The organism is Roseomonas gilardii subsp. gilardii (assembly GCF_023078375.1).
GTDB lineage: Bacteria > Pseudomonadota > Alphaproteobacteria > Acetobacterales > Acetobacteraceae > Roseomonas > Roseomonas gilardii.
Map to the genome: position 1 here is coordinate 496,601 of NZ_CP095554.1, position 22,159 is coordinate 518,759.

At 70.0% G+C, this 22,159-nt stretch carries 20 protein-coding genes, 1 tRNA gene and 2 pseudogenes; 7 read left to right on the forward strand and 16 right to left on the reverse strand.

Going from position 1 to position 22,159, the window contains the following annotated elements; genetic code table 11:
• Window positions 1–61: 61 nt before the first annotated feature.
• The 3 genes from purU (at window position 62) to MVG78_RS02345 (ending at window position 3,084) form a co-directional block, all read left to right on the forward strand.
• Window positions 62–925, forward strand: coding sequence for a formyltetrahydrofolate deformylase (gene purU, locus MVG78_RS02335; protein WP_247557866.1), 864 nt, complete (start codon window positions 62–64; stop codon window positions 923–925).
• 104 nt (window positions 926–1,029) lie between these two features.
• On the forward strand, window positions 1,030–2,448 hold the full coding sequence (locus tag MVG78_RS02340) for a GDSL-type esterase/lipase family protein (protein ID WP_247557868.1): 1,419 nt from the start codon (window positions 1,030–1,032) through the stop codon (window positions 2,446–2,448).
• 93 nt (window positions 2,449–2,541) lie between these two features.
• Window positions 2,542–3,084 carry an META domain-containing protein gene (locus MVG78_RS02345; RefSeq protein ID WP_247557870.1) on the forward strand — a complete coding sequence of 181 codons (543 nt, stop codon included), beginning with the start codon at window positions 2,542–2,544 and terminating at the stop codon, window positions 3,082–3,084.
• Window positions 3,085–3,142: 58 nt separating this feature from the next.
• On the opposite strand, the gene dnaJ is transcribed toward MVG78_RS02345, so the two are convergent.
• From dnaJ to MVG78_RS02365, 4 genes and pseudogenes are all read right to left on the reverse strand, one after another.
• Window positions 3,143–4,303, reverse strand: coding sequence for a molecular chaperone DnaJ (dnaJ, locus tag MVG78_RS02350; RefSeq protein ID WP_247557872.1), 1,161 nt, complete (start codon window positions 4,301–4,303; stop codon window positions 3,143–3,145).
• Between the two features lie 197 nt (window positions 4,304–4,500).
• Window positions 4,501–6,455, reverse strand: a pseudogene (gene dnaK / locus MVG78_RS02355) (molecular chaperone DnaK).
• 185 nt (window positions 6,456–6,640) lie between these two features.
• Window positions 6,641–7,069: a GNAT family N-acetyltransferase gene (locus tag MVG78_RS02360; RefSeq protein WP_247557874.1), complete on the reverse strand. Its 429-nt coding sequence runs from the start codon at window positions 7,067–7,069 to the stop codon at window positions 6,641–6,643.
• Window positions 7,070–7,206: 137 nt separating this feature from the next.
• Window positions 7,207–7,839 (reverse strand): nucleotide exchange factor GrpE, encoded by a 633-nt coding sequence (locus tag MVG78_RS02365; RefSeq protein WP_247557876.1) that lies wholly within the window; start codon window positions 7,837–7,839, stop codon window positions 7,207–7,209.
• Window positions 7,840–7,939: 100 nt separating this feature from the next.
• Between MVG78_RS02365 and MVG78_RS02370 the strand changes: the two genes are divergently transcribed.
• Window positions 7,940–8,404, forward strand: coding sequence for a hypothetical protein (locus tag MVG78_RS02370; RefSeq protein ID WP_247557878.1), 465 nt, complete (start codon window positions 7,940–7,942; stop codon window positions 8,402–8,404).
• A 41-nt stretch (window positions 8,405–8,445) separates the two neighbouring features.
• Here the strand turns inward: MVG78_RS02370 and MVG78_RS02375 are convergent, their stop codons facing one another.
• The 6 genes from MVG78_RS02375 to MVG78_RS02400 all read right to left on the reverse strand — a co-directional run bounded on the left by MVG78_RS02375 (window position 8,446) and on the right by MVG78_RS02400 (window position 12,520).
• Window positions 8,446–9,366 carry a protein-methionine-sulfoxide reductase heme-binding subunit MsrQ gene (locus MVG78_RS02375; RefSeq protein ID WP_247557880.1) on the reverse strand — a complete coding sequence of 307 codons (921 nt, stop codon included), beginning with the start codon at window positions 9,364–9,366 and terminating at the stop codon, window positions 8,446–8,448.
• A 9-nt stretch (window positions 9,367–9,375) separates the two neighbouring features.
• Window positions 9,376–10,050 (reverse strand): hypothetical protein, encoded by a 675-nt coding sequence (locus tag MVG78_RS02380; protein WP_247557882.1) that lies wholly within the window; start codon window positions 10,048–10,050, stop codon window positions 9,376–9,378.
• Window positions 10,051–10,265: 215 nt separating this feature from the next.
• Window positions 10,266–10,697, reverse strand: coding sequence for a gamma-butyrobetaine hydroxylase family protein (locus tag MVG78_RS02385; protein ID WP_247557884.1), 432 nt, complete (start codon window positions 10,695–10,697; stop codon window positions 10,266–10,268).
• Entirely contained in the window at window positions 10,694–10,888 is a 195-nt protein-coding gene (locus tag MVG78_RS02390; protein WP_019459276.1) for a Trm112 family protein, read from the reverse strand. Before MVG78_RS02390 ends, MVG78_RS02385 begins: the two co-directional genes overlap by 4 nt.
• Before the next feature lie 14 nt (window positions 10,889–10,902).
• Complete coding sequence (locus MVG78_RS02395) at window positions 10,903–11,502, reverse strand: LON peptidase substrate-binding domain-containing protein (RefSeq protein ID WP_247557886.1); 600 nt, start codon at window positions 11,500–11,502, stop codon at window positions 10,903–10,905.
• Window positions 11,503–11,581: 79 nt separating this feature from the next.
• Window positions 11,582–12,520 carry a tetratricopeptide repeat protein gene (locus MVG78_RS02400; RefSeq protein ID WP_247557888.1) on the reverse strand — a complete coding sequence of 313 codons (939 nt, stop codon included), beginning with the start codon at window positions 12,518–12,520 and terminating at the stop codon, window positions 11,582–11,584.
• 211 nt (window positions 12,521–12,731) lie between these two features.
• Between MVG78_RS02400 and MVG78_RS02405 the strand changes: the two genes are divergently transcribed.
• From MVG78_RS02405 to dnaE2, 3 genes and pseudogenes are all read left to right on the forward strand, one after another.
• Window positions 12,732–12,806 (forward strand) — tRNA-Gly (locus MVG78_RS02405).
• A gap of 196 nt (window positions 12,807–13,002) precedes the next feature.
• Entirely contained in the window at window positions 13,003–13,827 is an 825-nt protein-coding gene (locus tag MVG78_RS22160) for a DUF7986 domain-containing protein (protein WP_486969867.1), read from the forward strand.
• Window positions 13,828–13,914: 87 nt separating this feature from the next.
• Window positions 13,915–14,726, forward strand: a pseudogene (dnaE2, locus tag MVG78_RS02415) (error-prone DNA polymerase); the annotation flags it as partial.
• Window positions 14,727–14,744: 18 nt separating this feature from the next.
• Here dnaE2 and MVG78_RS02420 read toward each other — a convergent pair.
• From MVG78_RS02420 to MVG78_RS02445, 6 genes are all read right to left on the reverse strand, one after another.
• Window positions 14,745–15,902, reverse strand: a complete 1,158-nt coding sequence (locus MVG78_RS02420; protein ID WP_247557890.1) for a hypothetical protein — start codon at window positions 15,900–15,902, stop codon at window positions 14,745–14,747.
• 205 nt (window positions 15,903–16,107) lie between these two features.
• Complete coding sequence (locus tag MVG78_RS02425; protein ID WP_247557892.1) at window positions 16,108–16,416, reverse strand: GyrI-like domain-containing protein; 309 nt, start codon at window positions 16,414–16,416, stop codon at window positions 16,108–16,110.
• 16 nt (window positions 16,417–16,432) lie between these two features.
• Window positions 16,433–17,356: a CPBP family intramembrane glutamic endopeptidase gene (locus MVG78_RS02430; protein ID WP_247557894.1), complete on the reverse strand. Its 924-nt coding sequence runs from the start codon at window positions 17,354–17,356 to the stop codon at window positions 16,433–16,435.
• 266 nt (window positions 17,357–17,622) lie between these two features.
• A complete protein-coding gene (locus MVG78_RS02435) occupies window positions 17,623–19,983 on the reverse strand; it encodes a glycoside hydrolase family 31 protein (protein WP_247557896.1) in 2,361 nt (786 codons plus the stop codon).
• Window positions 19,980–21,077 carry an ABC transporter ATP-binding protein gene (locus MVG78_RS02440; protein WP_247557898.1) on the reverse strand — a complete coding sequence of 366 codons (1,098 nt, stop codon included), beginning with the start codon at window positions 21,075–21,077 and terminating at the stop codon, window positions 19,980–19,982. The genes MVG78_RS02435 and MVG78_RS02440 overlap by 4 nt, the downstream gene beginning before the upstream one ends.
• An 18-nt stretch (window positions 21,078–21,095) precedes the next feature.
• Window positions 21,096–22,157, reverse strand: a complete 1,062-nt coding sequence (locus MVG78_RS02445; RefSeq protein ID WP_247557899.1) for a carbohydrate ABC transporter permease — start codon at window positions 22,155–22,157, stop codon at window positions 21,096–21,098.
• Window positions 22,158–22,159: the final 2 nt, after the last annotated feature.

A 22,159-nucleotide genomic window follows, 5' to 3' on the forward strand; every position in this document is an offset into this window, starting at 1 on the left:
GCCACGGCGATGGGCGCCGGCGGGCGCGGCCAGCCGGCCCTCACCAGCCATCGGACCATACATGACAGCGACGCAATACATCCTGACCTTGTCCTGCCCGAACCGGCCCGGCATCGTGGCGGCGGTGGCCGGCTGCATCTTCGAACATGGCGGCAATATCCGCGAGGCGCAGCAGTACGACGACACGGAGAGCACCCGCTTCTTCGCGCGCATCACCCTCGACCATCCCGAGGACCGGCTGGACCTGGCGGCGCTGCGGCAGGGCTTCGGCAAGGTCGCGGAACGCTTCGGCATGTCCTGGAGCCTGCGCGACCGGGGCGAGCGGCAGCGCGTCATGCTGCTGGTGTCCCGCTTCGACCACTGCCTCGCCGACATCCTCTACCGCTGGCGCATCGGGGAGCTGCCGATGACCCCGACGGCCATCGTCTCCAACCATCCGCGGGAGACCTACGCGCATCTCGATTTCACCGGCATCCCCTTCCACCACCTGCCGGTGACGAAGGCGAACAAGCGGGAACAGGAGGAGCGGATCTGGTCGCTGGTGCGGGAGACGGGCACGGATCTGGTGGTCCTGGCGCGCTACATGCAGATCCTCTCCGACGACCTCGCCGGGAAGCTGGCGGGGCGCTGCATCAACATCCACCATTCCTTCCTGCCGGGCTTCAAGGGCGCGCGCCCCTATCACCAGGCGCATGCGCGCGGCGTGAAGCTCATCGGCGCCACGGCGCACTACGTCACCGCCGATCTCGACGAGGGCCCCATCATCGAGCAGGACGTGGAGCGCATCAGTCACAACGACACGCCCGAGGACCTGATCCGCCAGGGCCGCGACATCGAGCGCCGCGTCCTGTCCCGCGCCCTGCTCTGGCAGCTCGAAGGGCGCATCCTGCTCAACGGCAGCCGCACGGTGGTGTTCCGGGACTGATCCGGACGGACGCGCGGCGGGGCCGGGCCGGTTGCCGCCGCCCGGACTTCGCGGAACACTGGCCTCCGGACGGCTACCCAAGGCCGCCGGAGGAGAACGCCAGGATGAAACGCCGCACACTCGCCCTCGGGGCGCCGGGCCTGATCCTCGCCGCCACGGGCGTGGCGGAAGCGCAGGGCAGCGTTTCCGGGAATCCGCCCGCGCCGCGCCCGGATGCCGCCCGTCCCGCCTCGGCCGCCCTGCCGGCGCCGCCGGTCGCGGGCGGCGCGGGGTCCTGGGTGACGAGCTGGGCCGCCTCGGTCCAGGGACCCTATCCGGCGGGCAATCCCTCGGCCCAGCCGGACCAGCGCTTCGCCATCCCGGAACCGGCGCAGGGCCTGCGCGACCAGACGCTGCGGCTGGTTCTGCGGCCCACGGTCTGGGGCTCCCAGGCGCGGCTGCGCTTCTCCAACGCCTTCGGCACCCGTCCCCTGCGGATCGAGGATGTGCATGCCGGGCTGCAGCTCGGCGGCGCGGCGCTTCTGCCCGGCAGCAACCGCCCGGTGCGCTTCGGCGGCGAGACGGGCGTGACGATCCCGCCCGGCGGGCAGGCCTGGTCGGACCCGGTGGCGCTGTCCCTGCCCGGCGACGCGGCCTCCCCGCTGCTGGCCGGGCGCAAGCTGGCCGTCTCCCTCCACCTCCCCGGCCAGACCGGGCCGATGACCTGGCACGCCAAGGCGATGCAGACCTCCTACCTCTCCCCACCCGGCGCCGGATCGCGGGGCGCGGAGGAGGGCGAGGCCGCCTTCCCCTATTCCGTGGCCTCCTGGTTCTTCCTCGACGCGGTGGACATGGCGGCGCCGGCCGGCACGCCCGTGGTGGTCTGCCTCGGCGATTCCATCACCGACGGCACCGCCTCCACCATGAATGGCGACGACCGCTGGCCGGACGTGCTGTGGCGGCGCCTCGCCGCGGCGTCGGAGCGGCCGGTCGCGGTGGTGAATGCCGGGATCGGCGGCAACCAGGTGGCCGGCCCGCCGGAATACGGGCCGGAAAAGCCCTTCGCCGGCGGCCCCTCCGCCCTGTCGCGGCTGGAGCGGGACGTCATCTCCCTGTCCGGGGTGACGGCGGTGATCTGGCTGGAGGGCATCAACGACTTCAGCCGCAACGGCAATGCCTCGCTCGACACGGTGCGCGACGCGATGCGGGAAGGCGTGCGCCGGCTGCGCGCCGGCATCCCCGGCCTGCGGGTGATCGGCGCCACGCTGCCCTCCGCGCTGGGCAGCAGCAGCGCCGCGCATGGCCATGCCGAACAGGACGAGAAGCGGCGCGGGCTGAACGCCTTCATCCGCGATTCCGGCCTGTTCGACGCGGTGGCGGATTTCGAGCGCGTCACGCTCGACCCCGCGACCGGCGGGCTGCGGCCGGAGATGGTGCCGGAATCCACCACCGGCGGCCCGGGCGACAAGCTGCACCCGAACCGCGCCGGCTATCTCGCCATGGGGACGAGCATCGCGCCGGAACTGCTCCTGCCGAAGCGCTGACACGCGCGGCCCGCCGGAGGGCGGGCGGCGGGGTTCACGGGCGGGGAGACCGGGCTAGGCTCCCCTCCCCCATCACACGGAGGCCAGAAGACCATGACGAACCGATCCATGCCGCGCGGCCGCGCCGCGTTCCTGGCTGTCGCGGCGAGCGGGCTGCTCGGCCTCGCCGCCTGTGCCGCGCCGCCCTCCGGCACCACCCAATCTGGCACCACCCCGCCTGGGGCGCAGGCCGGTTCCGCGACATCGCCGGGAGCCCGCCCCGTGGCCGCCACGCCGGACCAGCCCCTGGAAGGCGTCGCCTGGCGCCTGACGCAACTGGACGGGCAGCCCGTCCCCCCTGCGCAGGACCAGCGCGCGCCCTATCTGCAGTTCGATGCGCAGAACAAGCGGGTCTCCGGCTCCGGAGGCTGCAACCGCCTGACCGGCGCCTATCTGTCCGGCCCGGGCACGCTGCGGATCGGCCCCGTGGCCAGCACCCGCATGGCCTGCCTCGGCCAGGGCGCGGGACAGCGCGAGACGCGCTTCTTCGCCGTGCTGGAAGCGACCACCGGCTACCGCATCACGGGGCGCGAGCTGACCCTGACCGATGGCAGCGGCCAGGCCCTGGCCGTGCTGGAGGAAGCGACGCTGCGCTGAGGCGGATACAGGCCGCTTTCAGGACCGGCCGGGCGTTTCCGCCCAGCCGGGTCCGGCCTTAGCGGCCCAGGCCGTCCCAGAACTCCTTCACCTTGGCGAAGAAGCCCTCGGATTCCGGCGAGGACCGGTCGCCCTCCCGCGCCTCAGCCTCGAACTGCTCCAGCAGCTCGCGCTGGCGAGGGGAGAGGTTCTGCGGCGTCTCGACGCTGACCTGGACATACATGTCGCCGCGCGCCGCCGAGCGGAGCACGGAGAAGCCCTTGCCGCGCAGGCGGAACTGATCGCCCGCCTGGGTTCCCTGCGGGATGGTGACGCGGGCGCGGCCGCCGTCGATGGTCGGCACCTCGACCGCCCCGCCCAGCGCCGCCTGGGTCATGCGCAGCGGCACGCGGACGAAGATGTTGTTGCCGTCGCGCACGAAGAGCGGATGCGTGCGCACGCCGATATCCACATAGAGGTCGCCCGAGGGCGCGCCACGCAGCCCCGCCTCGCCCTCGCCGGACAGGCGGATGCGCGTGCCGTCCTCGACACCCGCCGGGACGGTGACGTTCAGGGTGCGGTCGCGCTGCACGCGGCCGGCGCCCTGGCAGACCTTGCAGGGGTTCTTCACCGTGCGGCCGGTGCCGCCGCAGGTCGGGCAGGTGCGCTCCACCAGGAAGAAGCCCTGCTGCGCCCGGACCTTGCCCGCGCCATGGCAGGTCGCGCAGGTCTGCACGGAGGCCTTGCCGCCCTCGGCGCCCGAGCCGTCGCAGGCCTCGCAGGCCACGGAGCTGGGCACGCGGATGGTCTTCTTGACCCCGGCGAAGGCTTCCTCGAGGGTGATCTCGATGCTGGTGCGCAGGTCCGAGCCACGGCCCGCCGCCGCGCCGCCCCGGCCACGGGCGCCGCCGGCACCGCCGCCGAAATTGGCGCCGAACATCTGCTCGAAGATGTCCTCAAAGGGCGAGCCGGAGAAGCCGCCGCCGAAGCCCCCGGCCCCGCCGCCACCGCCGCCCTCGAAGGCGGCATGGCCATAGCGGTCATAGGCGGCGCGCTTCTCGGCATCCTTGAGGACGTCGTAAGCCTCGTTGAGCTCCTTGAACCGCGTCTCGGCGCTCTTGTCGCCCTGGTTGCGGTCCGGATGGTACTTCATGGCGAGCTTGCGATAGGCCTTCTTCAGCTCGTCCTCGCCCGCGTCACGGGCGCAACCCAGAATCTCGTAGTAATCGCGCTTTGCCATCGTTGTCCCGTTCGCAGGGCGTGCCCGGCCCGGTGATGCCGATCACCGGACCAGCCAATTTTCCCCATGGCCTGCCAATCCGCGGCTGCCGCAGGCAGGACACCAGGGGCGCTTCATAGCAAAACGCCCGGCCCGGGGGGCGAAATCCCCACGGGCCGGGCGCCGTGCCCTACAGCGCCAGCGGGCCTCCCGGCCCGTCAGCCCTGGTTCTTCTTGTTGTGGTCCACATCCTCGAACTCGGCGTCCACCACCTTGCTGCCGTCGCCCGGCTGGCCACCGGCCGCACTGGCGCCCGGGCCGGCCCCGGCGCGCCCTGGGAGGACGGGCCGGAAGCGCCCTGGGCCTCGGACTGGGCGCGGTACATCGCCTCGCCCATCTTCATGGCCGCGGCGGAGAGCCGCTCGGTCGCCTGCTTCAGCGTCTCGGCATCGCCGTTCTCGCGGGCCGACTTCGCCGCTTCCAGCGCGCCCTCGACCTCGCCCTTCTCCGCCGCGCCGACCTTGTCGCCGGCCTCGGCCAGCGTCTTCTCGGTCTGGTGGATCAGGGCTTCGAGGTTGTTGCGCGCCTCGACCGCCTCACGCCGCTTCTTGTCCACCTCGGCATTCGCCTCGGCATCCTTGACCATGCGCTCGATGTCGGACTCGCTCAGGCCGGAGCGGGCCTGGATCTTGATGTTCTGCTCCTTGCCGGTGGCCTTGTCCTTGGCGCTCACGGACACGATGCCGTTCGCGTCGATGTCGAAGGTCACCTCGATCTGCGGCACGCCGCGCGGCGCGGGCGGGATGCCCTGCAGGTCGAAATTGCCGAGCAGCTTGTTGTCCGCCGCCATCTCGCGCTCGCCCTGGAAGACCTTGATGGTCACCGCCGTCTGGTTGTCGTCGGCGGTGGAGAAGGTTTGGGACTTCTTGGTCGGGATGGTGGTGTTGCGGTCGATCAGCCGGGTGAAGACGCCGCCCAGAGTCTCGATGCCCAGGCTCAGCGGGGTCACGTCGAGCAGCAGGACGTCCTTCACCTCGCCCTTCAGCACCGCGCCCTGGATGGCGGCGCCGATGGCGACGACCTCGTCCGGGTTCACGTTGCGGGCGGGGTCCTTGCCGAAGAACTGCTTCACCGTCTCGATGATCTTGGGCATGCGGGTCATGCCGCCGACCAGGATCACCTCGTCGATCTCGTTGGCCGCGAGGCCCGCATCCTTCAGCGCGTTGCGGCAGGGCTCCAGCGTCCGCTGCACCAGATCCTCGACCAGCGCCTCCAGCTTCGCGCGCGTCAGCTGCAGCACGAGGTGCTTCGGGCCGGTCGCGTCGGCGGTGATGAAGGGCAGGTTGATCTCGGTCTGCTTGGCCGAGGACAGCTCGATCTTCGCCTTCTCGGCGGCCTCCTTGAGGCGCTGCAGGGCGAGCTTGTCGCCACGCAGGTCGATGCCGTTCTCCTTCTTGAACTCGTCGGCCAGGTAGTCGATCACCCGCTGGTCGAAGTCCTCGCCGCCCAGGAAGGTGTCGCCGTTGGTGGACTTCACCTCGAAGACGCCGTCGCCGATCTCCAGCACGGAGACGTCGAAGGTGCCGCCGCCGAGGTCATAGACCACGATCGTGCCGGAGTTCTTCTTGTCGAGGCCGTAGGCCAGCGCGGCGGCCGTCGGCTCGTTGATGATGCGCAGCACCTCGAGGCCCGCGATGCGGCCGGCCTCCTTGGTGGCCTGGCGCTGGGCATCGTTGAAATAGGCCGGGACGGTGATGACGGCCTGGGAGACGGGCTCGCCGAGGTAGTTCTCGGCGGTCTCCTTCATCTTGCCGAGGACGAAGGCGCTGATCTGCTGCGGCGCCATCTTGTCGCCGCGCGCCTCCACCCAGGCGTCGCCATTGTCGGCGCGGATGATGTGGAAGGGGGCGAGGCTCTTCTCCTTCTGCACCATCGGATCGTCGAAGCGACGGCCGATCAGGCGCTTCACGGCATAGAGCGTGTCGGTGGGGTTGGTCACCGCCTGGCGCTTCGCGGCCTGGCCGACCAGACGCTCGCCATTCTTGGTGAAGGCGACCATGGAGGGCGTCGTGCGCGCGCCCTCGGCATTCTCCAGCACCCGGGCTTCGCCGCCTTCCATGATGGCGACGCAGGAATTCGTGGTGCCGAGGTCGATGCCGATAACTTTGCTCATCCGTCTCTCCTCTGCGGCGGATCGGGACGGCCCTGCTCAGGCGCCGTGCCGGTCCCCATTTTCTCGGATGTGGGGAATTGGTTCGGACCGGGGCCGGTCCGCGACCCAGGATGTATTGTTCCAGGGCTTTGGCAACAAGAGGGCAACACCCGCAAAGCGGCCCCTCTTCGCGCGCTCCCCGCGAGTCAGCCCCCCGGATTCCGCCGGGAAACCGCCGGTCCGGGCCGGGGCGGCACCCCGGAAGGCGGGGAAAGGGCCATGCCGGGCCCGGCCTCGCGGAACAGGTAGAGGACGCGCTTGCCGTTCCGCGGGTCCCGCGCCTCCCCCACCGGGCGGAAGCCCAGCCTCGCATGGAAGGCGAGGCTGCCGGGGTTGGGCGGGTCCAGGTTGACCTCGCAGGCCAGCCCGCCGCGTCCGGAGGCCAGCACGGCCGCCGCCAGATCCTCGTAGAGGCGGCGGGCGATGCCCTGGCCGCGGGCGGCGGCGGCGACGGCCACGCGATCGACATAGACCGCGCCCCGCCGGTGGCGACGCACCCAGCCATGGTTCGGCCCGCGCAGGGGCAGGCCGCCGAAGGCGAGGAGGAAGCCCAGGCACCTCCCCCCATCCTCCACCGCGGCACGGGCGCGGAAGGCGCCCCGGGCCAGCGCCGCGAAGCCCGCCTCCCCGACCGCGTTCAGCTCCGCCGCATGGGCGTCGTTCAGCGCGGCCAGAACGGGGATGTCGGCGGCCCGGATGTCGCGGAGGCGGATCAGCCCGGCTTGCCCGCGACCACCACCATGGCGGGGCGGAGCAGGCGGCCGTTCAGCGTCCAGGCGGGGGTCCAGGCCTGGATCACCGTGCCCGGCTCCACGCCCGGCGGGGCGGGCTGCTCGGCCATGGCCTGGTGCAGCGCCGGGTCGAAGGGCTGGCCGGCCGCCTCCACGCGCTGCACCCCATGCCGCTCCAGGATGGAGAGGAAGGAGCGTTCCACGCCCTCGAAGCCGCCGCGCAGCTTGCTCAGCAGCTCAGGCTCGCCCGGCTCGGGCTGCGGCAGGGCGTCGAGGCCCCGGCGCAGGTTGTCGGCGGCCTCGGCGACGTCGGTGGCGAATTTCTGGATGGCGAAGTTGCGGGCGTCCTCCACCTCCTTGCGCTGGCGGTTGCGGGTGTTCTGGGCCTCGGCCTCCGCCCGCATCCACTTGTCGCGCAGGGCGGCCAGCTCCTCCTCCAGCGCCGCGACGCGCTCCGATTCCGGCTGGGGCGCGAAGGCTTCCACCGTCTCCCCGGCCTCCGGGGCGGTGCCCTGGGCCGGCGCTTCGTGGGCAGGAATGGCGATGTCGTCCTCGGGGTGGGCCGGGCCGGGCCGCTCAGCCTCGGAAGGGTGCTTCCAGTTCGAATTGTTCATGAAGAATCCAAGTCATCCGTGTGGGGCACCGGTCCATGCGGGACCGGAAACATGTCCCGTCCCACCTAGGGTCCGGAAGCCTTCGCGGCAAGGCACGGGCTTGGCGGAGCGGGGTGGCGGGCTCATCTTCCTGGTCCGCATGACCGAGCCTTCCCCCGAGATTTCCCCGATGGCCGAGCAGATCGAGGCGAGGCTGGAGCGCCTGGACCTCGACCCCGCCAGCGCCACGAAGAAGGCGGGCCTGCCGCCGGGGAGCATCGAGCGCATCCTGACGGGACAGGCGCCCAGCCCGCGCGGCACGCCGCTGCGCAAGCTGGCGGAGGTGCTGGAATGCTCGGTCTCCTACCTCGTGGGCCTGGACCCGGACGTGCCGCCCCCGCCCGAGCTGCTGGCGGAGGAACAGGGGGATTTCGGCCTGCTGTCCGGCGACCAGGAGGCGCTGCTGCGGGCCTATGGCCGGCTGGACATGGCCTCGAAGCAGGCCCTGCTGCGCGTCGCCCAGAAGATGGCCGGGCCGGAGCCGGAACCGGAGGCGAAGCCGGCCAGGGGGAAGCGCAAGGGCTGATCCCCAAGGGCTGAACCACTGGCCGCCCCGTCGGCCATCTTTCAGGCCGGGCGGAAGCGCCGGAGGAGGCGGGCCAGGACCGGCAGGACGGCGGCGGCCAGGGCCGCCACGGCCACCCACTGGGCGGGGCGCGGGCCATGGTCGATGCCCAGATTGGCCCGCAGCACCAGCGCGGCCGGGACACGGGTGGCCAGGGCGTACCAGCCATATTCGATCGCGGCGGCCCCGAGGGCGGACAGGGGCACGAGGGCGAGCAGGGCCAGGAAGCCGGTCCGCCGCGTGGCGGGCAGCAGGCGCCAGAGGATCAGCCAGAGCAGGAAGCCGGCCATCAGCACGGCCTCCGAGACATCGACCTTCGACTGCATGAAGAAGTGCAGCGCGCCGAGGGCGGCGATCGGGAAGACCAGCCGGTGCAGGCGCTTCCAGTTCCGGCCCATGCGGCGGATCGCGCCGTCGGTGGAGGTCCAGCCCAGGACGCAGAGGCCGAGCACCGCCGCGAAGCCGATGGTGAGGTAGGTGCGCCGCAGGATCTCCCCGGCCACGTGGAGCAGGTCGAAGCGCTGGTCCACCACGTAGAGCAGCAGATGGGCCAGGGCATAGGCCAGAGCGGCGAGGCCCAGCATCCGCCGCAGCACCACGACCCCGGGCCAGTCGAGCAGATGGCGCAGCGGCGTGACCGCCAGGGAGATCAGCAGGAAGCGGATGGCCCAGAGCCCGGTCTGGTGCGTCGCCTCCATATAGGGCTCGGCCCCCAGCGTGCCCGTGCTCCAGCGCAGCCCGGCGATCAGGCCGGGCAGCAGCGTGGCCAGGAAGACGGCGGTCTTGAAGGGCGAGACGCGGCCGCCCCGGTCCAGCCAGGGCCAGGGTCCCGGGCGGGCCGCCCCGGAACGGTTGCCCCCCGGGCCACCGCCCGCGCGCGGGCGGCGCGGGCGGGTGGCGCCGGAGGAAAGGTCGGAGGGCATGAGGCGGTCTCAGTTCGGCGGGGAGACGCCATCCTTGGCGACCATGACGCGGGTGGCGGTGAGGTGCCCTTCGGCGTCGCGGGTGGCGGTGAGCATCACGGCCGCGCCGGGTTTCAGGTCCGCGCGCGAGGCCGGGACCGGGGTGACGACCGGCGTGCCGGGCGGCACATGGATGCGGAGCGTCTGGCCCTTGTAGGACATGGTGAGGTCACGGCCGGAGGTGGCGGCGACCGCCGCATCGACCGTGGCATTGGTCATGCTGGTGCCGGGCAGGTCCCAGGGCCGGTGGCCCTCGCCGACGCCGCGCATCGCCTCGGGAAAGACCTGGACCGCGCGGGCCTCCAGCCCCCCGCCCTCGGCCGGCGCGCCGACGATGCCGAGATAGTCGCCGGGCTTGATGTCGGACAATTCGACCGGTTTGGGGGATACGACGGCCACGTCGCCGGACAGGGTCACCGGCAGTGTTTCGCCCTCCCGGGTCTTCACCACCATCACGGAACCATCGATTGAGGCGATCGTGCCACGGATGCGGGCGGACGCGGCCTGCGAGGCGGGGTTCTGGGTTGCCCCCTGGACTGTCCCCTGGTTTGTCCCTTGGGCCAGGGCCGGCAGCGGCAGGGTCTGGGCCAGGGCGGCCAGCGAGGCGGCCAGGACCATGGGCAGGATGCGGGAGGGATGGGTCATCGGGCTCAGGGCTCCAGCGGCAGGCGCCGCGCATGCCGGCCCGGAGGTTCCGGCGGGATGCCACGGGTCGGCCAGGCCGCGCCACCCGCCGGGGATCGGCGTGCTTCGCGGACCAGGCGTAGGTGTTGGGAACCCCGCGGGATGCAAGGCCGGTTTCCCGGGGCTGTCGGCTTTTTCACCTTCCGGCCGGCCCGCCGGCCGGAAGGGGCGGCGGGTCAGCCGCAGCCGCACCCCCCGGTCCCGCAACCGCCCTTCGGCGCATCCTGTTCCGGCCGGGCGGAGGGATCGCGCGAAAGCCCCCTGGCCGCCAACTCGGCCTCGTAGGCGGGCCACCAGGCTTCCTGCTCCTCGCCCATCCGGCGCAGCACCGTCCAACTGTAGATGCCGGTGTCGTGCAGGTCGTCGAAGACGATCCGGACGGCGTAATGGCCGACCGGCTCCAGCGCCATGATGCCGACATGGCGGCGGCCCGAGACCAGCTTCTTCTGCCCCGGCCCATGGCCCTGCACCTCGGCGGAGGGGCTTTCCGCCCGCAGGTACTCGGCCGGCAGGCTGTGGCGCACCCCGTCGGGCCAGGCGACCTCCAGCCGCCGCTCGGCCCGGCGGAGGCGCAGCTCCGTCGGGACCAGGGACGCGGTGACGCTCATCCGTCGAGCCGGCGCGCCTCGTCCGGCAGCATGATCGGGATGCCGTCGCGGATCGGATAGGCCAGCCCGGCCTTGTCACTGATCAGTTCGCCACGCTCGCGGTCATAGCGCAGCGGGCCCTTGGTCACGGGGCAGACCAGGATCTCCAGCAGGCGGGGATCGACCGGGGCGGATGTCTTGGTGTCGTTCATCGTCTCGTTCTCGTTCAGCTCGGCCTGCCGGACGGCGAGGCGTCCGGCCCGCCGAGGGCATTCATCTGCAACAGGGTCACCAGCGTCCTTGCCCGGTCTTCCGGGGTCGGGGCCTCCAGCAGCGCCTGCTTCTCGCGCGGATCGAAGGGACAGACCATGGCCAGGGTGGTGACCAGCATCGGATCGGGCAGTTTCCCGATCGCCTCCCAGTTCGCCTCGATCCGCCGCGCCTGGAAATAGGGGCGCAGGGCCGACATCAGCGCCGGGCGGTCGATCGGAGGCTCCGCGCCGCCGCCCAGGTCGGCGAGCCAGCGGCTGTAATCCGCCCGGACCCGCCGGTAGCCGCCCGGATGCAGGGGCAGTTCCTGCCGGACCTGGAAGCGGAGGAGGCCGGTGAGGGTGATCAGCAGGCGTCCGTCCTCCGTCTCGGCGAAGGAGGAGACACGGCCCAGGCAGCCCATGCCATAAAGGACGGACGGGCTGGCCTTCGCCGCGGCGGGGTCGGGCTGGATCATGCCGAAGAACCGTCCCTGGCCCAGGCTGTCCTGCACCAGGGCGAGGTAACGGGGCTCGAAGATGTTCAGCGGCAGCCGGCCTTGCGGCAGCAGCAGCACGCCCGTGAGCGGAAAGACCGCGATCTCTTCCGGCAGGCTGTCGGGCCTGGGATGGAAGGGGGCACGGGCGCGCCACCGGTCAGCTGAACAGCAGGGTCGAGAGCTTGCGCCGCGCCGCGACCGAGGCCGGGTCGGCGAAGCCCCAGGCTTCCAGGAACTTCAGCAACTGCTTGCGGGCCGCCTGCTCGTTCCACTCGCGGTCGCGCTTGATCGAATCGATCAGCGCATCCACGGCGGCAGCCTTCTCCCCGGCGGCATTCAGCGCCACGGCGAGGTCGATCCGGGCGGCATGGTCGTCCGGATCGGCGGCCACGCGCTGCTCGAACTCTGCCAGCCGGGCCCGGGCCTCGCGGCCCTGCCGCGACAGTTCCAGGGCGGAGCGGACCGAGGCAATCTCGGCATGCGCGGCGATCTTGGCCGGGATCTGGCCCAGCACGGCCTCCGCCTGGTCTTCCTCCCCCAGGGCCATGAGGGCGCGCACCAGCCCGGCATAGGCGTCCGGATTCTCGGGCTCCGCCTGGACCAGCTCGCCAAAGAGCTGCAGGGCGCCGGCATGGTCGCCCTCCTCGGCGGCGGCCTTGGCCTCGCCCAGCAGGTCGGCCGCGGGCATCTGCCCCCCGGCCATCTTCAGCAGCGCCTCGACGAAGCGCTTGACCTCGCTTTCCGGCAGGGCGCCCTGGAAGAGGTCGGCGATCTGGCCCTTCCAGAAGGCCACGACCGTCGGCACCGACTGCAGCGGCAGGCCCATCTGGGCGAGTTGCCGGACCAGGGCCTGGTTCTTGTCGATGTCGATCTTGACCAGCTTCACCCGGCCGCCGGCGGCGCGGATGACCTTCTCCAGCGTGGGCGTGAGTTGCTTGCACGGGCCGCACCAGGTCGCCCAGAAATCCACCAGGATGGGGGTCTGGCGCGAGGCCTCGACCACATCCTGCATGAAGCTGTTCTGGTCGCTGTCGCGGATGATATCGGCGTCACCGCCGCCCGCGGCGGGGCGGTTCGGGTCCAGGATGGTATCCATGCGGGCGGGTTCCCCAACTTCGGTTGTGTTCATAGATGCTCCTGTGGCGCCTGGACGCAATGGCCCCCGGCGCAGATCGCCCTCCCGCCCCTGGGTTCCGGGTGGCGGAACATCGCGGGGAAATGGCCGGATGGCAGCCTTGCGAAAAACTGGGAGGAGGGCCCTTGTCAGCCTGTCACCGGCATGTCAAAAGCCCGCTCACCGACGGAGCGCGGGCGTAGCTCAGGGGTAGAGCACAACCTTGCCAAGGTTGGGGTCGAGGGTTCGAATCCCTTCGCCCGCTCCAGTCTTCTCTCTCACAACCTGTCTCTCCTAGTCAGGACACCGTGCTGAGGCGCAGGTTTCCTGCGGTTTTCGGCCGCGACTTCGATGGTGCAAGGCCGGAACGAGGGCGGCTTTTCTCTCCGAGATGCCGGAGACTCTCCCCGCGTTGAGGGTAGGCTGATTTAACCTTCAACCTTTATCGCATTAAATAAAAATGCATGATCTTTGGACGGGGCACCGGCTCTTCGTTCAGTTTGTCCACCGCCTGCCGGTCAAAGCTGCGAACAGAATCGGTGTCTCCGCGCCCAAGCTCTTGCCAATCGCGGATCCACGATAGACCACGCGGCCCCCGATGGGAGGCGGTCGCCCTGCCCACGCCGCATGACATCGCCGGACTGATCGCCTGGGCCAAGCGAGAGGAGTGTCGCGGGACTCTGGCCGAGCTGCTGGACCGCCACAGTGCCCAGGCTTGCGCGGCCGCAGATATCGAAAGGCAGGAGATCGCGGATGTCCTCGGCGACGATGCCGTCACGGTCCTTTTTGGTGCCGCCTTCGAGGACCTGGTTGCCACCGACCTGCCTGGCGGCCGCAACATCGCGGACGACTACCTTCGCCGGCGCGGGTGGAAGGAGAGCGCTTCCACGCGCGAGTACATTGCCGGGCTGCGCCGATCGGTCATCAGTCTCTATGAGGTGAGCGGGCTCGTGCCGGGTCAATCCATGCAACTGCGCGACCTGGTTCGCGGCGGCGAACCGGTGCGCGTATCCGAGAAGCTCGGCTCCCAGAGGCTGCGGCAGTGGGACCGCGTCGCCACGCGGGTGATCCCGCTGCGCGAGGGGGCCGTGATCAGCGGCACGCTGATGCTGTTCGAGCACGAAGGCGCCCAGGGAGGTCGCTGCGGCCGTGCGCGAGTTCGGCGTCGAGACGGACGCCAAGGCCCTGGCCGACATGGTGACGCCGGACCTGCTGCTCGCCCAGGCTGCCTTCATGTTCACCAATGCCTGGCTCGATGCGGCACTGAGGGCGGAAAAAGGGCGGGATAGGGCGATTGCGCCCAGCACGTAGACCAGGGCCGCCACGTCGAAGGCGCCGATCTCGCGCTGGACGAGCAACGCGCTGCTGGCGACCCCGAGCTCAACCTGGACCGGACCGATCGACGCCTGCGGCTGGCGCTGAACCTGGCCCGAGAGCTGATCGGCTTTCCGCGCCAGCTCGGCACCCATCCCGGCGGCTTCGTGCTGACCAGCGACCGTCTCGACAGCTTGGTCCCGATCGTGCCCGTCGCCATGGCGGACCGGCAGGTCGTCGAGTGGGGCAAGGACGATATCGAGACGCTCGGCTTCATGAAGGTGGATGTGCTCGGCCTCGGCATGCTGGGCTGTCTGCGCCGCGCCTTCGACCTGTTGGAAGACCACAAGGGCATTGCCCTTGGCCTGGCGTCGGTCCCGCCCGAGGATCCGGCGACCTATGCGATGATTCGAAAGGCCGACACGCTCGGCACCTTCCAGATCGAAAGCCGGGCGCAGATGGCGATGCTGCCACGCCTGCGCCCCACCACCTTCTATGATCTCGTCATTCAGCTGGCGATCGTCCGGCCCGGGCCGATCCAGGGCGACGTGGTGCCCTCTACCTGCGGCGGCATGAGGGGATCGAGGCGGTGAACCACCCCCGCCCCGAGCTGCGGCGCGTGCTCGGCAAGACGCTGGGTGTTCCCCTGTTCCAGGAGCAGGCGATGCAGGTCGCGATCCACTGCGCGGGCTTCAACCCGGGTGAGGTCGACCAGCTCCGGCGCAGCATGGCCACCTTCCAGTTCAAGGGGGCGTCTCGGTGTTCCGTGACAGGCTCGTCAAAGGGATGATCGCGCGGCTCCGACCACGACTTCGCAGAGCGCGCCTTCGCCCAGATCGAGGGCTTCGGCAGCTACGGCTTGGCCGCCGGCCATGGCCGCGGAGGAGAGCGACTACCGATCCAGGATGCCGCTCAGCAGTCCCCGTATCGCGACACGCGGGTCGGGCAGGCCGTCCTCGTCACCCTCCCGGTCAGCATCGTCGAAGAACTCGGACCAGCCCTGAGCCTGGGCGGGATCCACCAGGGCCGCCAGTATGGCATGTGCCATGGCCGTTGCGAGATCCCGCCGCCTGACCAGCCCCTGGAACCTGACCTCCGGCCCGTCGCGGTCGGTCGCCAGCAGCAGCAGGAGATCCCCCTCGCCGGTGGGAAGCGCCGTGAGGGCGACGACGCTGCCTTCCTCGTCGATCTCGACCTGCAGGGGCAGGTCGCCTCGCGCGATCAGCGCCGTCCATTCCGCCAGGTCTTCCAGCGGCGGGTAGACGTTCGAGAGGGCGATCCGCGCCTGCTGCGCCTCGTCGCCCAGCACCAGCTCCGCCCAGCCATAGCGGTCGGCGGTCACCCGCACGGACACCGTCCCCCGGGCGACGTCGGCCCGCGGACGCAGGAGCTGGTCGAGCCGAAGCTCCGGCCGGCTGAGGCGCGAGAAGGGCTGGTCGGACAACGACCACATCCCGATCGCAGCCGCGCCATCGCGCAGGAGGTAAGGGACAGGGAGCCACCACTGCCTGTGCTCCGGCGCGTGGAGCCACTCCATGAAGTCCACGGGCCGGGGCCAGCGGAAGGGGAGCGTCTCGGCGATGCCGGGGACACCACCGGGGTCGTCCATGACCGCCGAAACATAGCGGAAGCCGGCCGAGAGCATGCAGAAGAGGCCGACATCGGGGTTCAGAACGACGCGACCACCCGGCGGCCCCAGTTCCTGCGCCAGGAGAGGCAGGCCACTGCCGGCCATGGCCGCCCTCACGCGCGCCGCATCCGCCTCGGTCACGGCCTCTCCGTAACGCGGCAGCGCCTCCGCCACCCGGCCCAGGGCCGCGGCGAGCGGCGCATTGGTGCAGGCGGACAGCGGCAGGATCAGGCCCTGCACGGCACCGGAGCCCCTCTGGCCGTCGCGCAGGCCGAGGGCGAAGACGCCGTCACGGCCTCGCCGCCGGTCCTCGGCGTGGCGCGCCATATCCCACCCGACCTTCGCCAGCAGGATCATCGGTCCGATGGCGTCGAGGTTGCCACTGATCGCGCCCGCCGTCAGGCGGCGGCGAGCGGCCACGCGCCACGGACGTGCCGGCAGGTCTTCCAAACTCGTCGCCTTCCGTGGTTTTCGCAGTGGGGCGCGCTACTCGCTCAGCTCAGCGTTCAGCCGATCCGCGTCCATAGGACCCAGTTGCGGGTTCCGCAACGGATCGTGGCGCCAGCCCTGGCCGAGAGGCGGGTCGTCGGCTGCGAAGCGACGCAGCTGCAAGCCGGCCCGCCTGTCAAGCGCCCAGTCCGATTTGGATCTCGATCCGATTGTCCATGGCCTCCGGATCCTGCCAGCGGTGGTACACTTCGCGGCTTTCTCCGCTGGCCTGTAGCCCAGCGGCGGCGATGGCTTGGAGCAGCGGTTCGTAGCCGTGAATGAACAGCCCGCTGATCGGCCCTTCGTAGATGGCTGCGGCACAGCGCAGCGGCGGCAGCTCGTGGTCTCCGCCAGCCACCGGCAGGCAGAAGGCCAACTCGAACTCGGTCTGGGCGTCCTGGGGCATGCCCCAGGCCTGGAAGATCGGCGGTCCGTTCAGCTTCAAGCCGCGTGCAGAGGCTTCAGCGTGCAGCTCGGCATAGGCGGGAGCGGCGCGCCCTGCAATCTGCGAAATGCTCAGGCGCTGGCGTCTTTGCAGCACGGTCAGGGGTTCCACGGTGCGGATATGCATGTCGCCCTCTCTTGAAGGTGGTGGATGGGACCTGGAGTGTCAGAACCCTGCGCTGCGCAGCAAGGCCCAGATGCGTGCTGGCGTGGGCGGTCATCGCCGCTTCCAGGTGGTGGCGCCAGAACAGCCAGCCATAAGCGATGCCGCCCAGGCCGTTGAGCAGCAGGGTGCGCATGACCAGGGGGGTATCCATCTCGAACCGGGTCGCCAACAGCGGCAGGTGGGCTGCGCCAAAGGCGAGTGCCGACAGCGCGATGGCGCATGGTACCGCGATGTTTCGTGTCGCCCGACTGCCGCGGGGCGTCAGGAGACGGAGCAGCAGGACCATCAATCCCCAGCGACACAGGATCTCCTCGCCGATGCCTCCATAGAGCAGGTTCATCAGCAGTTCGCGCCAGCCTGGCCGGCTGGACGCGCCATGGCGCCAGGTCTCGCCGAGCCAGAGGGCCAGAGCTGCATCCAGGCCAAAGACCATCACGGCGACGAGCAGACCCGGACCGCATCCCGAGGCCAGCAGAGGGCGCAGACCCCGCCATTCCGCGGTGCCGGCCAGCAGACTGTGCAGGCCGACCCGATGGGCGAGGGCCGCACCTGTCAGGCTGGCGATCAGCATCAGCGCCAAGGGGTTCATCGCCAGCATCAGGCGCTGCAAGCTCACCGGCAGACCGGCCAGGGAGGGAGCCTGTTCCAGCAGAGCGGGAGGCAAAGGTTGCAGCAGCAAGGTGGCAACGCCAAGCAACCCGCAGGTCAGGACAGGAAGCAAGCGACGGGTGAAACCCGGAGGACGGGCGGCGTTTGAAGAATCGGGCCTATCCATCGGAAAGGTCTCATTGAATCGCCTCGGCTTTGGCGGAGGCTGCTTCTCGTGGGTTAAGCCACCATGGCCCCGGCTTCAAGACCTGTGGGGGGAGCATGCCTTGGCGTCGGCAGGCAGGAAGGCACCGCTAAAAGGCCCGCTTCGCCATGCGGATCAAGAGGGCCGGAGAATCAGCGACAAGGCACGGGACAGGAGGCACAATGAGCACCCCCTGCACGACCGGAACGAGATCCCGCTCCCTTCCGCCTACGGGCGCATCTGGATCCTCACAGATGCAGATGCGCACCACCATCCATGGACTGGACCGCCGTTCCTGGCCCGACCCGCCGCAGTGCCATCCCGGTGAAGGCGGGCTTGTAACGCCCTTCCGTCCGCAGTCTCAGCACGGTCTTGCCGCCTTCCTCGCGACGCGTCACATGCAGCCGCAGCCCGGTCTCGCGCCAAGCCATGGTGTCGCCGTTGTCCTCGTAAAGGACAACCTCGCCCTCCCCTTCGCCGAAGACGAGGAGGCCGCGCTCGCTGTCGTGGGCCGGATCGACGCGGTCGAGCTGCCCGGTGACCGGCACCATGGCGCCGGCGCGGACGAAGACCGGCAGGTGACCCAGCGGTGCCTCCACCGTGATCTCCTCGCCGCCCGGGAAGGCCGCTCCGGTGCGGAAATCATGCCAGCCGCCGGGATGCTGCGGCAGATAGACGCGCCGCGACACCGCCCCTTCCTCCAGGACAGGCGCGACGAGCAGATCGCGGCCGAGCAGAAAGACGTCGTCCTGGCCCCTGCAACGCGCATCGGCGGGGAAGTCATAGAAGGTCGGCCGGATCACAGGCTCGTTCTCCGCTGCCGCGCGCCACATCTGCGTGTAGAGATAGGGCATCAGGCGATAGCGGAGCGCCATCGCCTCGCGCACCTGCGGCAACACCTCCGGGTGCATCCAGGGCAGGTTGACGATGCCGTCGTCGTTCCAGGAATTCATCACGAAGCGCGGCCAGAGCGAGCAGAACTCGACGAAACGGCAGAACAGCTCCGGCCCCGGGCTGGGTCCGTGGAAGCCACCCACGTCGTGCCCCGTGTTGTACATCCCGGACAGGCTCATGGTGATGCCCTGCGCCAGGTTGAAGCGCAGTGTCTTCCAGGCCGTCTCGTTGTCACCCGTCCAGCTCTGGCCATAGCGCGCGATGCCGGCGCAGCCGCCGCGCGTGACGGCATAGACCCGCTTGTCCGGCGTGCGTGCCTGCTGGGTCTCATGCGACAGCTTGGTCATCAGCAGGGCCTGGGACGGCCGCGCCAGGGCCTGACGGTAGGGCCGCCCGTCGCCGTTGCAGAGCGCGTCCTCGTCCCAGATCTCGTACTCGTTGTTGTCGTTCCAGACAGTGGTGACGCCATAGTCGAGCAGTGCCGTTTCCAGCCCTTTACGCCACCAGGCACGACCCTGCGGATGGGTGAAATCGAGGTGGTAGCCGAGCCCGTCCCAGAATTGCGCCACGGCAGGCTTCCCGGTGTCGCCATCCTGCACCAGGAAACCACCTTCCAGCGTTTCCGCGAGGCGCGGGTGATCGTCCAGCAGACAAGGCTTAAGGTTGGTGACCGGCTGCATGCCTGCTTCCTTCAGCCGGCGCATGGTCGCCGCCGGGTCAGGGAACTTGCTGCGGTTCCAGTTGAAGGCATAGCGCTTGCCGTTGATCGAGGTGTAACCCGAACCGAAATGGAAGCTGGAGCAGGCGATGCCTTCCTGACGGCAGCGCTCGATGTAGTCCATGATCCGCGCATCCGCGTCATCCGCATCGGCGATGGCCATGGAGGTGGTGGCGAAGCCCAGCGTCCATTTCGGTGGAAAAGCCTGGCCGCCCACCATCCAGGAGAAGCGCCGCACCACATCCGGCACGCCGGGTCCGGCGAGGACGGTATAGTCGAGATCCCCGTCCTGCGCCGCGTAGGAGCGGAACAGGCCGTGGTAGTTGTCGATGGTGCAGCCGAGATCGACCTCCGCCACAGCGAGGTTGTCGTAATAGACACCGTGCGCGCCGCGCGGTCCGTCCACGATGAAGAACGGCACCATCTTGTAGAGCGGATCGCTCAGCTCCGCGTCGAAGCCGCACGGGTCCACCGCATCGATGCGGAAGCGGCGACCGGTATGGTCCACGGGTCCGGCCTTGTCCCCCAGCCCGTAATGGCTTTCGCCCTCATGGCGCAGCATGAAGTGCTGCAGGGCGCCCGTGCGGGGAGAAACGGCATAGGCCTGGGTCGGGCGGTCGGCCAGGAAGGGATCGGCCTCGCCGGGGCGGTGCCAGGCGATGCCGAAGGGTTCCAGTCTCACCAGGGCGGTCAGGCCGCCCTCGGCGGAGACGGTCACGGCCCCCGCGCCTTCCTCCACCGTGACGGAAGGGCATGAGAAGCCGGAAAGATCCTCGCGCGGGCGGCCCTCATAGGGCGGCTCCAGCCCTCCGGGGGCGATCGACCAGCCGCGGTCGAGGCGGTAGCCCTCGGCGCCCTTCAGGATGACGCGGCCCATGTCGCACTCCGGCATGGCGATCCGGATCTGGGCGGACACCCGCCCCAGCCGTTCCGCGACCTCGAAGACCGCCCAATCCCCATCCCGGCCGATATAGCGGCCCTTGGTCAAAGCCTTCATGCGAGATGTCCGGTCCCTTGCATGGCCCGCAGCGCGAGGCCGTCGCTGTTGAAGAGATGGATGGCGTCACGGCGGGCCCGCAGCCGCACCGTGTCGCCACGCGCGAGGCCGAGCTGGCCTTCCTGCCGCACGCAGATCTGCGGCAAGCCGGGCGCGGAGGCATAGAGATAGGTCTCGGAGCCGAGCTGCTCCAGCAGATCGACACGCGCCTCCAGATCGCCGCCCTCGTCGGTGGGCTCCAGATGCTCCGGCCGCACGCCGAAGGTCACCGTCTCGCCCTCCCGCAGCTCGCCCGGCAGGTCGAGGTGGATCTCCCGCCCCTCCACCGCCAGGGCACCGGCGCTGCCGGCCCGCGCCACGCGCGCCGGCAGGGCGTTCATCCTGGGCGAGCCGATGAAGCCCGCGACGAAGAGGTTCGCCGGGTTGTTGTAGAGCTCAAGCGGCGTGCCGATCTGCTCGATCAGCCCACCGCGCAGGACCACGATCCGATCGGCCAGGGTCATCGCCTCGACCTGGTCGTGCGTCACGTAGATCATCGTGCCACCGATCTCGGCATGCAACGCTGCCAGCTCCTTGCGTGTGGCGACGCGCAACTCGGCATCGAGGTTCGAGAGCGGTTCATCGAAGAGAAAGATCTTCGGGTCGCGCACGATGGCACGGCCGATGGCGACGCGCTGCCGCTGCCCGCCGGACAATGCGCGCGGCTTGCGGTCGAGATAGGGGGTGAGCTGCAGCATCTGCGCCGCGCGTTCCACCCGCGCCGTGACCTCGGCCTGCGGCAGGCGCATGTTCTCCAGCGCGAAGCCCATGTTCTGCCGCACGCTCATATGCGGGTAGAGGGCGTAGGACTGGAACACCATGGCCAGGCCGCGATCGGAGGCCGGCAGGCGCGTGACGTCCTGGCCACCGATCAGCACCTGCCCGTCCGTGACCATCTCCAGCCCCGCGATCAGGCGCAGAAGGGTGGACTTGCCGCAGCCGGACGGGCCGACGAAGACCATGAACTCGCCGTCGCGGACCTCCAGGTCCACACCGCGGATCACGGAGGTGTCGCCGAATCTCTTGGTGACGTTGCGGAGCCTGAGCTCAGCCATGGGCGGATCTCCCAATGCTCATTTCATTCCCGTCGAACCGATCCCGGTCGTGATGAAGCGCTGAAGGAAGACGAAGACGAGCGCGACCGGCAGCAGCGTTACGACCGTCATGGCGAGGAGGTAGTGCCATTGTGTCTGCAACTCGCCCTGAAAGGCATTGAGCCCGATCTGGAGGGTGTAGCTCTCGGTCTTGGTCAGCACGGCCAGCGGCCAAAGGAACTCGTTCCAGCGCCACATCACCGAGAAGATGCCGAGTACCGCCAGAGCCGGCGCCGTCAGCGGCATGACGATGCGCCAGTAGATCTGCCATTCGGACGCCTTGTCCATGCGTGCCGCCTCCACGAGGTCGCGCGGCAGGGTCAGCATGTACTGGCGCAGCAGGAAGACGCCTGTCGGCGTGGCGGCGCCGGGCAGGATCACCGCCCAGAGCGAATTCACCAGCCCGAGCTTCGTGATCACCAGATAGACCGGGACCAGCACGATGGTGATCGGAATCATCAGCGTGCCGATCACCGCCAGGACGGCGAGGCCCTTGCCGCGGAACTCGTAGAGCGAGAGGGCATAGGCGGCCATGGAGTTGATCAGCAGGGTGATCAGCGTCGCCACCACGGTGACGAAGACCGAATTGCCAAGGAAGCGCAGGAAGTCGAACTGCCGCAGCGGCTCGATGTAGTTGGAGATGGCGAGCGAGAAAGCGCGCACCGGTTCGCGCCGGTCCACCGGCACGCGGACGGTCTGGCCCGGATCGGCCGGGTCCACCATCTGCGCCTGCAGCCCGACGCGGCGGACCTGCGCCATCTCTTTCACGCTGCCGTCCGGCAGGGTGACCTTGAAGAGCGGCAGTGGGTTGGGCTGCCCCGGCACCGTCACCTCGACCTGCGAGAGCGGAAGCAGGGTGGGCGGGAATTCCAGCAGCCCCGCCGGGGTCTTGAAGGAGGACAGCAGCAGCCAGAGCACGGGACCGAACATCAGCAGGGTGCCGAGGGCCAGGTAGAGATAGCTGGCAACGTCGCTCCAGTGCAGCGGCTGCCCGGGGTTGCGGCGGCGCGCGAGGAAGCGCAGGGCGCGGGTGGCCACCATGG